11 protein-coding genes are annotated in these 13,065 nt (G+C 75.7%); 8 read left to right on the top strand and 3 right to left on the bottom strand.

Annotation, left to right across the window (positions count from 1 at the left end; all coding sequences use genetic code 11):
- Positions 1-23: 23 nt before the first annotated feature.
- From BIV57_RS05480 to BIV57_RS05470, 3 genes are all read left to right on the top strand, one after another.
- Positions 24-596: a TerD family protein gene (locus BIV57_RS05480; RefSeq protein ID WP_071655509.1), complete on the top strand. Its 573-nt coding sequence runs from the start codon at positions 24-26 to the stop codon at positions 594-596.
- Between the two features lie 46 nt (positions 597-642).
- On the top strand, positions 643-1,803 hold the full coding sequence (locus BIV57_RS05475; protein ID WP_071655508.1) for a DUF475 domain-containing protein: 1,161 nt from the start codon (positions 643-645) through the stop codon (positions 1,801-1,803).
- A 111-nt stretch (positions 1,804-1,914) separates the two neighbouring features.
- A complete protein-coding gene (locus BIV57_RS05470) occupies positions 1,915-2,607 on the top strand; it encodes a Tellurium resistance (RefSeq protein ID WP_245797442.1) in 693 nt (230 codons plus the stop codon).
- Positions 2,608-2,637: 30 nt separating this feature from the next.
- Here BIV57_RS05470 and BIV57_RS05465 read toward each other — a convergent pair whose 3' ends face one another.
- Positions 2,638-3,435, bottom strand: coding sequence for a TerD family protein (locus tag BIV57_RS05465; protein ID WP_071655506.1), 798 nt, complete (start codon positions 3,433-3,435; stop codon positions 2,638-2,640).
- A 128-nt stretch (positions 3,436-3,563) separates the two neighbouring features.
- Here BIV57_RS05465 and BIV57_RS05460 point away from each other — a divergent pair, with 128 nt between their 5' ends.
- From BIV57_RS05460 to BIV57_RS05450, 3 genes are read left to right on the top strand one after another with little or no spacing between them, the layout of a single operon-like run.
- Entirely contained in the window at positions 3,564-4,742 is a 1,179-nt protein-coding gene (locus tag BIV57_RS05460; protein WP_071655505.1) for an HpcH/HpaI aldolase/citrate lyase family protein, read from the top strand.
- Positions 4,739-7,378, top strand: a complete 2,640-nt coding sequence (locus BIV57_RS05455; protein WP_071655504.1) for a phosphoribosyltransferase — start codon at positions 4,739-4,741, stop codon at positions 7,376-7,378. Before BIV57_RS05460 ends, BIV57_RS05455 begins: the two co-directional genes overlap by 4 nt.
- A 38-nt stretch (positions 7,379-7,416) precedes the next feature.
- Positions 7,417-8,433 carry an HAD family hydrolase gene (locus tag BIV57_RS05450; protein ID WP_107409462.1) on the top strand — a complete coding sequence of 339 codons (1,017 nt, stop codon included), beginning with the start codon at positions 7,417-7,419 and terminating at the stop codon, positions 8,431-8,433.
- Between the two features lie 137 nt (positions 8,434-8,570).
- Here BIV57_RS05450 and BIV57_RS05445 read toward each other — a convergent pair whose 3' ends face one another.
- Entirely contained in the window at positions 8,571-8,798 is a 228-nt protein-coding gene (locus BIV57_RS05445; protein ID WP_071655502.1) for an FmdB family zinc ribbon protein, read from the bottom strand.
- A gap of 35 nt (positions 8,799-8,833) precedes the next feature.
- Here BIV57_RS05445 and BIV57_RS05440 point away from each other — a divergent pair, with 35 nt between their 5' ends.
- Together BIV57_RS05440 and BIV57_RS05435 are read left to right on the top strand one after the other, a co-directional pair.
- Complete coding sequence (locus BIV57_RS05440; protein ID WP_071655501.1) at positions 8,834-9,157, top strand: hypothetical protein; 324 nt, start codon at positions 8,834-8,836, stop codon at positions 9,155-9,157.
- Positions 9,158-9,924: 767 nt separating this feature from the next.
- Positions 9,925-11,424: an alpha/beta hydrolase gene (locus BIV57_RS05435; RefSeq protein ID WP_071655500.1), complete on the top strand. Its 1,500-nt coding sequence runs from the start codon at positions 9,925-9,927 to the stop codon at positions 11,422-11,424.
- Positions 11,425-11,456: 32 nt separating this feature from the next.
- Here BIV57_RS05435 and BIV57_RS05430 read toward each other — a convergent pair whose 3' ends face one another.
- Complete coding sequence (locus tag BIV57_RS05430; protein WP_245797441.1) at positions 11,457-12,827, bottom strand: hypothetical protein; 1,371 nt, start codon at positions 12,825-12,827, stop codon at positions 11,457-11,459.
- Between the last annotated feature and the right edge of the window lie 238 nt (positions 12,828-13,065).

The following is a 13,065-nucleotide window of genomic DNA, read 5'->3' as shown; positions in this document are numbered from 1 at the left end:
CTCCAGAAGGAGGAAGCAGCAGCATGGTCACGCTCGCCAAGGGCGGCAACGTCTCGCTCAGCAAGGCCGCCCCGGGGCTCACCAGTGTGTCGGTGGGCCTGGGCTGGGAGGCCCGTTCGACCACCGGAGCCCCGTTCGACCTCGATGCCAGCGCGCTGCTGTGCTCCGCGGGGCGGGTGCTGGGCGACGACTACTTCGTGTTCTACAACAACCTCAAGAGCCCCGAGGGCTCCGTCGAGCACACCGGCGACGACCTCACCGGCGGCAGCGGCGGCGACGACGAGACGCTGCTCGTCGATCTGTCGCAGGTGCCGATGCAGGTCGACAAGGTGGTCTTCTGCGCGTCGATCTACGACGCCGAGGTGCGCGGGCAGAACTTCGGCCAGGTCCGCGACGCCTACATCCGCGTGGTCAACCAGATCGACGGCGCGGAGCTGGCCCGCTACGACCTGTCCGAGGACGCCTCCTCCGAAACCGCCATGATCTTCGGTGAGTTGTACCGGTATCAGGGGGAGTGGAAGTTCCGGGCCGTGGGCCAGGGCTATGCCTCCGGACTGAGGGGTATCGCCCTCGACTTCGGAGTCAACGTACAGTAAAGCGGCCCGTATGCAGACGTCCCGCCTTGAAAGGCGTTGAAGAACCTTGTTGCTCAAGACCTTCGGCTGGTCGATGGCCCTCACGGCCGTCGGATTCGCCGCAGCCGGCTTCCTGTGGGGGTGGAGCGGGCTCGCCGTGGTGGCGATCCTGTCGATCCTTGAGATCTCGCTGTCCTTCGACAATGCGGTGGTCAACGCCGGCGTCCTGAAGAAGATGAATGCCTTCTGGCAGAAGATCTTCCTCACCGTCGGCGTGCTCATCGCGGTCTTCGGCATGCGGTTGATCTTCCCGGTCGCCATCGTGGCGATCACGGCGAAGATGGGGCCGATCGAGGCGTTCAACCTCTCGATCAACCACCCCGACCACTACAAGGAGCTGGTCACCGCCGCCCACCCGGCGATCGCCGCATTCGGCGGAATGTTCCTGCTGATGATCTTCCTGGACTTCATCTTCGAGGACCGGGACATCAAGTGGCTGGGCTTCATCGAGCGGCCGCTCGCCAAGCTGGGCAAGCTCGACCTGCTGTCGGTGATGGTCGCGCTGGTGGTGCTGGTGGTGGCCTCCTTCACCGTGGCCAAGCACGTCGGGCACGGCGGCGGCGACGAGTCGTCCACGGTGCTGCTCGCCGGAATCCTGGGCCTGCTGGCGTACCTGGTGGTCGGAGGGATCTCCGGGCACTTCGAGGAGCAGCTGGAGGAGCAGGAGGAGAAGGACGAGGAGGAGGAGAAGGAGGCCGAGGCGTCCGGGCGCAAGCCGGTCTCCGCGGTGGGGCTGGCCGGCAAGGCCGCCTTCTTCATGTTCCTCTACCTCGAGGTGCTGGACGCCTCCTTCTCCTTCGACGGCGTGATCGGCGCCTTCGCCATCACCAACGAGATCTTCCCGATGGCGCTGGGCCTGGGCATCGGCGCGCTCTACATCCGGTCGCTGACGGTCTACCTGGTCCGCAAGGGGACGCTGGACGACTACGTGTACCTGGAGCACGGCGCGCACTACGCGATCGGCGCGCTGGCGATCATCCTGATGATCACCATCGAGTACGAGATCAACGACGTGATCACCGGCCTCATCGGCGTGGTGCTGATCGGCGCCTCGTTCTGGTCCTCGGTCCGCCGCAACCGCAACGAGGCCGTCGCCGGCGGCGACGGCGAGGGCGGCAGCGGCGCCGGCCCGGGGCCGTCGGAGCCGGCCGCGGTGACGTCGGAGTAACGGTCCGCCACCGCCTTCGAGCGGCTTTGCCGGGGCTCGGTTGATGATCCGTCAGCCGGGCCCCATCCTTGTGCCATGGGCATCGTGGAGCGGCTCTTCGGCCGGCGGGGCATGGCCGGTGTCGGCGACCACCCGGATCGCGTCACGCTCACCCGCGGCAGCCCGCTGCTGTCGCTCACCGAGCACGGCGCGGCGATGGGCAGCCTGCGGGTGAGCCTCACCTGGTCGATGCGGCAGGCGGCGGTGGAGCAGCGGGAGCGGCGGCTGGGCGCCAGCCTGCGCCCGTCCCGGCTCTTCAAGCCGATCGAGGCGGAGTCGCCGAGCTCGGTGGCGATGGTGACGGTCGACCTCGACCTGGGCTGCATGTACGAGCTGGAGGACGGCACCAAGGGCGTCGCCCAGCCGCTCGGCGGACTCTTCGGCGACTTCGACCGGCCGCCGTACGTGCAGCTGAGCGGCGACGACCGGTTCGGGTCGTCCGGCGAGACGATGTACATCAACCTCGACATGCACGACAGGATCCGCCGGATGCTGATCTTCGCCTACATCTACGACGGCACCCCGGCGTTCGACCGGGCCAAGGCCGTGGTGACGCTCTACCCGTACGTCGGGCCGCGCATCGAGGTGCACCTGGACGAGCGGGCGCCGGAGGCGCGCTCCTGCGCCGTGGCGATGGTGGAGAAGCACAACGGCGAGCTGATGGTGCGCCGCGAGGTCCGCTACGTCTACGGGTTCCAGGCCGAGTTGGACCGCCTCTACGGCTGGGGCCTGGAGTGGGCGCGGGGCTACAAGGACCGGATCTGAGGCCTGCCGCCTCGCGCCCGGGGCCGCGCCTCAGCGGCGGTGCGGCTGGAACTGCGGGCCCTGCGGGGGCAGCGCGAAGGCCGGCGGCTCGGCGGGCGGCGCGGCCGTCACCGGGGAGGGCGACGGGTCCGGCGGGGGCTCCTGGCGGGCCGGGTTGCCGGCCGGGGTGGCGGCGACCGGCTCGGCCCGGCGCCGGTTCTCGGCGGGCTCGGGCGGGGCGCTCCCGGAGGAGGGCTGCCGCGCGGGCTCGGACGGCCGCGCCTCCTCCTCCTCGGGGTCGTCGATGCGGATCCCGAAGTCGGTGGCGAGGCCGATGAGCCCGGAGTCGTAGCCCTGGCCGATGGCGCGGAACCGCCAGGTGCCGGCGCGGCGGTAGAGCTCGCCGCAGAGCAGTGCCGTCTCGACGGTGGCGCCGGGGACGACGAAGCGGGCCAGCGCGCGGTTCGGGTCGGTGCCGTTGACCACCGCGTCGTTGAGGTCGAAGAGCAGCACCGCGAGGCCGCTGACCTTGCCGAAGGTGCCGCCGTCGGTGGAGGCGGCGATGACCACGCGGCGGACGTCCGCGGGGAGCCGGGCCAGGTCGATGTCGATGCTGTCGGTGCGGCCCTCCGGCCCGCGCGTCTTGGCGCGGCGCTTCACCAGGTGGCTGGGGTGGGTGGGCTGGTTGTAGAAGACGAAGTCGGTGTCGTTGCGCACCTTGTCGTCGGCCCCGAGGAGCAGCGCGGAGGCGTCCACGTCCGGCACGGCACCGAGGCTCCACCGGATCACCGCGCGGACCGCGGTCGCGGACAGCGGGATGTGCGTTCCCTTGGCCAGCTCCTCCGTCATAGGGCCCCATCATGGCGCATCGGACCGGCCGGTAACGAGTCCTCACCCGGCTGGAAACCTCGGTCACGTACGATGAACGGCCCAGAAGGCAAAGAGATTTCAAAATTGCGCAACTAAGGGGGAGGCTTATGCGGCATTTCGGGCATCTCGGGGAGGCTGAGCGGAACCGCCTCTTCCATCTGTCGCCCGAGCCCTTCGCTCGGGACACCTCCTCCGCCACCCTCGCCGCCGCGCTCGGCGCCACCCTCTACGCCCCCGCCACCCGCCCCCGGCTCGCCGCCGACGTGCGGCGCCAGGCGGCCCGCGGCGTCGTCTCGATGGTGCTCTGCCTGGAGGACGCGATACCCGACGACGCCGTCCCCGCCGCCGAGGAGAACCTGGTCGCCGCGGTGGCCGAGCTCGCGGCGGACGCCTCCGACGCCGCGCCGCTGCTCTTCGTCCGGGTGCGCCACCCCCGCCAGATCGGCTCGCTCACCGACCGGATGGGCGCCTCGGTGGGACGGCTCTCCGGCTGGGTGCTGCCCAAGTTCGACGGCGAGACCGGTGCCGCCTTCCTGGACGCCGCCGCCGAGGCGGAGGACGCGTCCGGGCACCGGATGCTCGCCATGCCCGTGCTGGAGTCGCCCGAGCTCGCCCATCTGGAGACCCGCCGCGAGGAGCTGTCCGGCATCGCCGACGCGGTGGAGAAGCACCGCGAGCGGGTGCCCGCGCTGCGGCTGGGCGTCGCCGACCTGTGCGCCGCGTACGGGCTGCGCCGCTCGCCCGACCTCACCGCCTACGACCTCCAGGTGGTCGCCGGGGTGATCGGCGACGTGGTCAACGTCTTCGGCCGGCTCGGCGCGGACGGCGATCCGCGCTTCGTCATCACCGGCCCGGTCTGGGAGTACTTCCCGCTCGGCGAGCGGGTGCTCAAGCCGCAGCTGCGGGCGAGCCCCTTCGGCGCGCGCGACCGGCTCCGCTCGGAGCTGCTCGCGGAGGCCCTCGACGGCCTGATCCGCGAGGTCGAACTGGACCGCCACAACGGGCTGGTCGGCAAGACCGTGATCCATCCCAGCCATGTCGGACCGGTGCACGCGATGTCGGTCGTCTCCCACGAGGAGTGGAGCGACGCCGGCGACCTGCTGGGGCGGGACGGCGGCGGAGGGGTGCTGCGCTCGGCGTACACCAACAAGATGAACGAGGTGAACCCGCACCGGGCCTGGGCCCGCGGGGTCGCCCGCCGGGCGCGGGCCTTCGGGGTGGCGCGCGAGGGTGTCAGCTTCGCGGACCTGCTGGAGGCGTTCGACGTGGGGACGGTGGAGCCGTGAGCGGCGTGTGGTCGGGCGAGTGGGTCGAGCGGCGGCTGGGCGTGGGCGTGGACGGCGACGGGGTGCGCGGACAGGTCGGGCTCGCCGTGCGGCGCAACCCGCGGCGGGCGCATCTGCTGGTCTCGGGCGTGCTGGGCAAGCACGTCCCGGCGCCGCCGGAGGCGGTGCACGGCGCGGGCGTCGCCCTCGGCGGGCGGGTGCGGGAGCTGCTGGGCGCGGCGGCGTCCTCTCGGGCCGTCGTCCTCGGCTACGCGGAGACGGCGACCGGGCTGGGCCTGAGCGTCGCGGACGGCCTGGGCGCGGCGGTCTGCCTGCACTCCACGCGCCGCCCGGTGGCGGGCGTGCCCGCGGCGGGCGGCTTCGAGGAGGAGCACTCCCACGCGACGGGCCACCTGCTGCTGCCCGAGCGCGAGAAGCTGCTCGCCGGCGACGGCCCCCTGGTCCTCGTCGACGACGAGCTCTCCACGGGCCGCACCGTCCGCAACACGCTGCGCGCGCTGCACGCCCGCTGGCCGCGGGCCCGCTACGTGGTCGCGGCCCTGGTCGACGTCCGCCCCGAGGACGAGCGCACCGAACTCGCCCGCCTCGCGGTCGAGCTGGACACGATGATCGACGTGGTCTCGGCCGCCGAGGGCCGCGTCCACCTCCCGGAGGACGTCCTGACCCGGGGGACGGCGCTGGTCGCGGAGGTCGCGGCGACGCGGGCGGCCGCGGCGGCCGACGGCGGCGGCGGGGACGCGGGCACGCGGGGCGAGGGCGGTGCTGCCGGGGCCACCGGTGCGGCTGCCGGCGACGATGCCGGGCCGTCACGGCCGGGCGGCGGGCCGCCGGCCGGCCGCGCGGACGCGAACGCGGGAGGCGTCCCCGCGATCCTCGGCGGCGGCGCGGCCGCCGACGCGTCGGGGGGCTCCGTACCGGCCGCCGCCGGCGTCGTCGGCGGCGGCGCGAGGGCCGTGGGCCGGGTGGACGTCGGGTGGCCGGTCGATGTGCCGGACGGGGGGCGGCACGGCTTCACCGCCGGGCATCGGGCCCGGCTGGAGGCCGAACTGCCGCGGATGGGTGCGGCGTTGGCCGCCGCGCTGCCGCCGGCCGCGCGGCGGGTGCTGGTGCTGGGCACCGAGGAGCTGATGTACGCGCCCCTGCGGCTCGCCGCCGCACTCGGGGCCGCGGACGGCGACCGCGAGGTGCGGTTCTCGTCCACCACGCGCTCGCCCGTGCTCCCCGTCGACGACCCCGGGTACGCCGTCCGCACCCGCCTCGCCTTCCCCGCCCACGACCGTCCCGCCGACGGCCCCGGCGAGCGGTACGCCTACAACGTCGCCCCCGGCCGCCACGGCACCCCGTTCGACGCGGTCGTCGCCGTCGTCGACGCCGACGGCGACACCCCCGAACTGCACGCCCCCGGCGGCCTGCTGGACCGCCTCGCCTCCGACGCGGCCGCCGCCGTCCACCTCGTCGTGCTGCCGTCCCGCCCGCCCGAGCCGCTGCGCGGCCCCGCCTTCGGCTCCTACGCCCCCGCCGAGGTCGACTGGCTGCTCACCGACCTCTCCGAGGTGCCGCTGGAGGCCCCCGTCGAGGAGCGCGAGGAGGCCGTGCAGTCCGGCGGCGCCCACTACGCGGAGTCGCTCCCCGTCGAGTACCGCCCGTCCGCCGAGTACCAGGCGCTCTTCCGCGCCGCGCTGGACGCCTCCGCGGAGCGCCTCGCGCGCGCCGTCGGCGCCGTCACCGAGCTGGTGCTCGCCGAGCGCGGCCCCGACGTGGTGCTCGCCTCGCTGGCCCGCGCCGGCACCCCCGTCGGCATCCTGATGCGGCGCTGGGCCGCCGCCCGCCACGGCCTCGACCTGCCGCACTGCGCGGTCTCCATCGTCCGCGGCCGCGGCATCGACCCCGTCGCCCTGCGCCGCCTCGCGCTCCACCACGGCGCCGGGCGCGTCCAGTTCGTGGACGGCTGGACCGGCAAGGGCGCCATCACCCGCGAACTCGCCGCCGCGCTGCGCGAGGTGCCCGGGGCGGACGCCTTCGACCCGTCGGTCGCGGTGCTCGCCGACCCCGGCGGCTGCGTCCCCGTCTTCGGCACCCGCGAGGACTTCCTGATCCCCTCCGCCTGCCTCAACTCCACCGTCTCCGGCCTGGTCTCGCGCACCGTGCTGCGCGCCGATCTGATCGGCCCCGGCGCCTACCACGGCGCCAAGTTCTACGCCGAGCTCGCCGGCGACGACGTCTCGGCCGACTTCCTGGACCGCGTCTCCGCGCACTTCGCCGACCCCGCGGTGGCCGCCGACGCCGAGGCGACCGCCAAGCGCCTCGCCGCCGATCCCGCCGCGCGCCGGCCCGACTGGGCCGGTTGGGCGGCGGTGGAGCGGCTCGGCGCCGCCTACGGCATCGGCGACGTCAACCTCATCAAGCCGGGGGTGGGCGAGACCACCCGCGTGCTGCTGCGCCGGGTGCCGTGGCGCGTGCTGGTGCGCCGCGGCGCCGGCGCGGACCTCGACCACGTCCGGCTCCTCGCCGAGCAGCGCGGGGTTCCGGTGGAGGAGGTGGACGACGACGACCTGCCGTACGCGTCCGTCGGGTTGATCCACCCCCGCTACACCCGCGGCGCGACGGGCGGCGACGGACGCTCCGCCGCAGGGTAGATTCAGCGGGTTGACTGTTGACGGATGGTCATACGGACATGGGAGTTGACGCCGTGGCGGCGACGGGGACAGGCGGGGGCGCGGGCGCGCCGGAGGCGCGCGTGCTGGTCGCGAGCGACCTGGACAAGACGCTGATCTACTCCTCCGTCTCGGCGCAGCCGCCGTCCGCGGTGGGCTCCACCGGGCCCCGGCTGCGCTGCGTCGAGGTGTACCGGGGGTCACCGCTCTCCTACGTGACCGAGCGCGCCGCGCGGCTGCTGGGCGAACTCGCCCGCGAGGCCGAGCTGGTGCCCGTCACCACCCGCACGCTGGAGCAGTACGAGCGGGTGCGGCTGCCCGTCCCGCGGCCGCGGTACGCCGTCACCACCAACGGCGGCCGGCTGATCGTCGACGGCGAGCCGGACGCCGGCTGGGAGGCGCGGGTGCGGCGCGACGCCGCCGCGTGCGCGCCGGTCGGCGAGGTCGAGGCGCACCTCGACGCGCAGCGCGGCTACCCCTGGCTGCTGCGCCGCCGCACCGCCGAGGAGCTCTTCTGCTACCTGGTGGTGGAGCGCGGCCGGGTGCCGGCCGGCTGGCTGGACGCGGTGCGGGCGTGGGCGGGCGAGCGGCGCTGGACGGTGTCGATGCAGGGCCGGAAGATCTACTTCGTGCCGGAGCCGGTGACCAAGCAGGCGGCGGTGGAAGAGGTCCGGCAGCGGACGGGCGCCGCGGTGGTCGTCGCCGCGGGCGACTCGCTGCTGGACGCGGGGATGCTGGAGGCGGCGGACGTCGGGTTCCGGCCGGGGCACGGCGAGTTGGCCGAGTCGGGGTGGACGGCGCCGGGCGTGCTGCCGGTGGAGGAGACCGGGCTGATCGGCGGCGAGGAGCTGGCGCGTCGGATGCTGGCCGCGGCGCGGGTGGAGCGGGCGGCGGCGGAGGCCGGCGGCGGCGAGGCGGAGACGCGACCGCTGCGGATGACCGAGCTGCGGAACCGTCTCGCGGCGGGGTCGGAGGGGCCGGCGGGGGCTGCGGGAGCGGCGGGGCCGGCTGGCGCGGCGGGTTCAGTGGGGGCGTGAAGGGGCCGGCGCGCGCGGGTGGCGGGCACCCGGGCGCGTCCGTCGTGTGAGTGGTGCGGGGCTGGCGGGGCGTCGGTGACGCCCCCTACGCTGGGTGACGGCGGGAACTCCGTCGGTGTCTGCCCCTGGGGCGCGGCTCAGCCGCAACCGCAGGCGCCGCCGCAGCAACCGCCCCCTGCGGGACCGCCACCGGGCCCGCCCGCCGCCGACGCCGAGGCGCGGCCGCCCACGGCCACCGTCGACAGGAGCTTGACCGTGTCGGTGTGGCCCTCGGGGCACGGCGCGGGCGCGCCCGACTGGTCCATGGGGCGGTTCAGTTCATAGGTGCTGCCGCACTCGCGGCAGCGGTACTCGTAGCGGGGCATGCCCGGCAGCGTACCGCGAGGGGACGGGGGGACCGATGGGTGAGACCGACATGGCCGGGGTGCTGGACGCCGATCCGCCGGCGCTGCGGGACGCGGCGTCCCGCCTCGCCGACCTCGCCGCGTCCGTCGCGGCCGCGGGCCGCGCCTTCCCGGGCGACGCACCCCTCGCCGACGCCCCCGCCACGGCGGCGGCCCTCGCCGCCCGCATCGCCGAGTGGCGCGCCTGGACCACCGCCTCCGCCGCCACCCTCCAACACGCCGCCGACGCCCTCGCCTTCGCCGCCGAGGCCTGGGAAGCCACCGACACCGCCGTGGCCGGCATGCTCCTTCGCAACCTCCCGTCATCGGAGAGCCGATGACCGCGACCGAAGCCCGCGCCGCGGCGTGCCCGCGGCGCCTCGACGACCGGCACACTCCGGAAGGGACCGCGACCAGCCGGGGAACGGCGCTGCGGCCGCGGCGCCGCGGGTACGGCGCTGCGGCCGCGGCGCCGCGGGTACGGCGCCGCGGGTACGGCGCCGCCGCGCAGCCGGAGCCGGGGATCCTCGTCGGCCCGCCGCCTCGGCCCCGGCCCGCAGGAACCGCGACCTCCGAGGGGACGGCGCCACGTCCGGTGCTCTCCAGGAGCGGGCGCCGCAGCGTTTGCGGAACGCGTTCACCCGGCCGTCGCGTCGGCCCTGGCCTGCCCGGCCCGGTGTCCACCCCACGCCTTCTGCCCCTGCTACCCCTGCTACCCCTTCCACCCCGCGCGGCCTGCGGCGCGCCCGCGGTGGCCGGACCTGGTCCTGGGCCGGCAGCGCCGAGCTTGCGGGGTTGTACGGACCGCACCGGAATTGGGCCGAAGGGCGCTTGCGGCAGCGCACTTGGAGCGTCCCGTTCGCGCCGGCTGCCGGGCAGCGCCCCGGCGCCCCGGCGCTCCGGCAGTCCCGGCGTTCCCAGGGCCGGCGGACGCGGCCCCGGGCCGGCGGCCGGCCTTCGCGTCCACGTCGGGGGCGCGCCGTCGTGGCACCCGGAGGCAGCAGTGGCAGCGGTGGCAGCGTCGACGTGCCAGGTCGGTCGGGGCGCAGCAATACGCGGCTGGGCTGATGGAGTCTCAGGAATCGCCGGGGATCGAGGGGAGTCGGGGATGAGTGACGGGCAGTTCGGGGCCGGGGTGGTGGGGCGGTTGGGCGTGGCGGCAGACGGGCTCGCTCGGGTGGGGCAGGCGCTGGAGGGCGCGGCCGGGCGGCTCGGGGGCGTCAACCGGGCGCCCGGCGTGAGCCGTTGGCGCGGGACGGACGCCGACGCCGCGCGGGCCGTGCTGCGGCGGCTGCCGCACGGCTTGGAGGACGCCGCCCGCACCCTGCGCTCCACCGCCGCCGCCCTCCGCGAGCTGCAGGCCGCCGGCCCCGACGGCGACCAGCGCTGCGCCGCCGCCCTGCACGCCCTCGTCCCGCCCCCGGCGCCCCGCGGGCCGTCCACCGCAGCCGGCCCGCTGGACTACCCGCCCACGCACGGCGGCCCCGCCGCGGCCGCCGCCTGGTGGGCCGGCCTCGACGGCGCCGCCCGGGAGCGCATCCTGCACGCCCGCCCCGACCTCATCGGCAGCCTCGACGGCCTGCCGTCGGCCGTCCGCGACCGCGCCAACCGCCTGCAACTCACCGCCCTCCGCGCCGACCTGACGGCGCTCGTCACCGCCGCCGACGCCGCCCGCGCCGGCGCGCCCTCCGGCGTCGCCGGCCTCTCCCCGGACGGCACCTACGCCACCGCCGACACCGGCACCGCCGTCGACCTCGGCCGCGAGGAGAGCCTCGCCCGCGCCCACCTCGCCGCCCTCGACAGCGTCGAGCAGGCCCTGCGCACCCCGCCCGGCGGCGGCCCGCACCGGCTCCTGCTGCTCCTCGACAGCGTGCGCCCCCAGCTCGCCGCCGTCGCCATCGGCAATCCGGACACCGCCAAGCACGTCGCCGTCCTCGTCCCCGGGACGGGCACGGATCTCGGCGACGCCGCCCGCCTCACCGACCGCGCCGAGAGCGTCCGCGCCGCCTCCGCGCGCCTCGACCCCAGCGTCGCGTCCGTCGCCTGGCTCGGCTACCAGGCGCCGCCCAACATCCCCAACGCCTCGATCCGCGGCCTCGCCGAGGCCGGCGCCGGCCAACTGCACGGCTTCGTCGGCGGCCTGCGCGCCGCGCACGGAGCCACCCGCGCGCACCTCACCGTCGTCGCCCACTCCTACGGCTCCACCGTCGCCGGCGCCGCCGCCCGCCGCGGCGGCCCCGGCCTCGACGCGGACGACCTGCTCGTCGTCGGCAGCCCCGGCCTCTCCGTCCGGCACGCCTCGGACCTCGGCATCAGCCACCGCCATGTGTGGGCCGAGGCCGCCGCCGGAGACCCGGTGCCGCGCGCCGGCGCGCCCTTCCTCAGCGGCATGCCCGGCCCCGGCGAGCTCCTCGCCCCGCTCGGCGGCCACCCCCTGCCGCTGAAGGACGTCGAGGGCGTCCCGCCCAGCGATCCCGCCTTCGGCGCCAACCGCCTCGCCACCGACACCCGCGGCCACAGCGGCTACTGGGACCCGGGCCACCTCAGCCTGCTCAACCAGGCCCGCGTCGTCACCGGCCGCTACCAGGACGTCAGGCTGGAGCGCTAGCGCCACCGCCACCGCCGGTGCGACCGCCGGCGCTAGCGCCGCTGGGCCATCGCCTCGCGGATGCCGCGCACCACCTCGGCGGCGGTCTCCTTGATCCCCTCGGTCTCCTGGAGGAACGCCCAGTAGTCCGGGTGCTTGCGGTGCTCCGCCTCCAGCCCGCGCTCCACCCGCTCCAGCCGCTCCACCGCCTCGTCCAGCGGACGCGCCCACCGCGGGTCCACCACCGGGCCCGCGCCCGGCATCGACATCGCCAGCCGCTGCGCGTCCCGCACCGCGAACCGCGCCTGGTCGATCTCCTGCCGGGGATTGCGCTCCACCTCGTTGAGCCGACGCAGCCGGTCCCCGGGCGCCGCCACCGCGCCGTCCGCGTCGTTCAGCAGCGAGCGGACGGTGCCCAGCGCGCCGGTCGCGTCCGGCCAGCGCTGCTCGTCGCGGGCGCGGGCCGCGTCCGCCAGCCGCTGCTCGGCGGTGCGCAGCGCCTGCTCCGCCTGCCGGTCGACCTGCTGCAGATCCTCCCAGCAGGCCACCGAGAAGCGCCGCCGCAGCTCGCTGAGCGTCGGCTGCACCTGCTCCAGGCGGGTGCGGGCGGCGTCCAGCCGGGTGCGCAGCGACCGCACCCGGCGGTCGATCTCGCGGGCCCGCTCGGGGAGGCGGTCCGCCTCCGTCCGGATGATCTCGGCGGCGCGCTGCACCGCCGTCGCCCGCTCCAGCGTCGGCCGCACGCCGTGCACGCCGGCGCCCTCGTTGAGCTTGGTGAGGTCGGCGTTGAGGGCGACCAGACGGGCCATCAGGTCGTCCGCCTTCAGATTCGCCTTCTTCACCTCCTCCACCGAGGCCGTCGCCGTCAGCCAGCTCTGCTTGGCGCGCTCCACGGCGGGGGCGACCTGCGCCAGCTGGCCGGCGGCCCGCTCCAGCAGCGGCTCCAGCGCGGCGGAGAACGACTCCAGGTCGCGCCGCGCCCGGACCAGGTCCTCCTTGGCGCGGCTCAGCTCGCGCTGCGCGTCCTGCGCGGCAGAGGTCTCCAGCTCGGCGGCGTCCAGGTCGTGGCGGTCAAGGGTGTCGATGTAGGCGGTGGAGACCTCGTTGATGCGGGCGCCGAGCGTCTCGAAGTCGCCGAGGGCGCGGCGGGCGCCGGGCGAGTCGTCGACGGCGCCGATGGTCTCGATGGAGATCCGCAGGTCGCGCTGGGCGGTGTCGAGCTCGTAGAAGGCCTGGGCGGCGGCGTCCTTGGCGGACTGGGCGTCGGCCCGGGCGGCCTCGTTGCGGCGCCGCCAGGAGCGGGTGCCGCCGCCGGCGAACGCCATGGGCGCGGCGGCGAGCAGCAGGAAGGGGAGGAGGACGGCCTGCGCTGCCGCCGCCCGCGCGACCGCCGCCGCCGGGCCCGCGTTCCTGCTCGATGCCACGCCCACTCCTGCCCGTCTCCGCTCGTCTGCGTCCGTCCGTGGTCGGCCGCGTTCGCTCTGCTGCGACCCTACCCATCGTCCCATCCCGGACGGGCTCCTAGGAATGATCGCGGCACGCCCTCACGCGGACGAGACCGCGCGGCCGAGCCCTCACGCGGACGAGACCGCGCGACCGAGCCCTCACGCGGACGAGACCGCGCGACCGAGCCCTCACGCGGACGAGACCGCGCGGCCGAGC

It is taken from the genome of Mangrovactinospora gilvigrisea (assembly GCF_001879105.1).
Lineage (GTDB): Bacteria > Actinomycetota > Actinomycetes > Streptomycetales > Streptomycetaceae > Mangrovactinospora > Mangrovactinospora gilvigrisea.
The sequence above is the reverse complement of the archived record's forward strand: the minus strand, read 5'-3'. Positions and strand labels throughout refer to the sequence as shown.

Bases quoted from the DNA above. Each gene is read 5' to 3' on its own strand.
- BIV57_RS05480 (WP_071655509.1), top strand. From the start codon at position 24: ATGGTCACGCTCGCCAAGGGCGGCAACGTCTCGCTCAGCAAGGCCGCC.
- BIV57_RS05460 (WP_071655505.1), top strand. From the start codon at position 3,564: ATGCGGCATTTCGGGCATCTCGGGGAGGCTGAGCGGAACCGCCTCTTC.
- BIV57_RS05470 (WP_245797442.1), top strand. From the start codon at position 1,915: ATGGCCGGTGTCGGCGACCACCCGGATCGCGTCACGCTCACCCGCGGC.
- BIV57_RS05450 (WP_107409462.1), top strand. From the start codon at position 7,417: ATGGGAGTTGACGCCGTGGCGGCGACGGGGACAGGCGGGGGCGCGGGC.
- BIV57_RS05465 (WP_071655506.1), bottom strand. From the start codon at position 3,435: ATGACGGAGGAGCTGGCCAAGGGAACGCACATCCCGCTGTCCGCGACC.
- BIV57_RS05440 (WP_071655501.1), top strand. From the start codon at position 8,834: ATGGGTGAGACCGACATGGCCGGGGTGCTGGACGCCGATCCGCCGGCG.
- BIV57_RS05435 (WP_071655500.1), top strand. From the start codon at position 9,925: ATGAGTGACGGGCAGTTCGGGGCCGGGGTGGTGGGGCGGTTGGGCGTG.
- BIV57_RS05445 (WP_071655502.1), bottom strand. From the start codon at position 8,798: ATGCCCCGCTACGAGTACCGCTGCCGCGAGTGCGGCAGCACCTATGAA.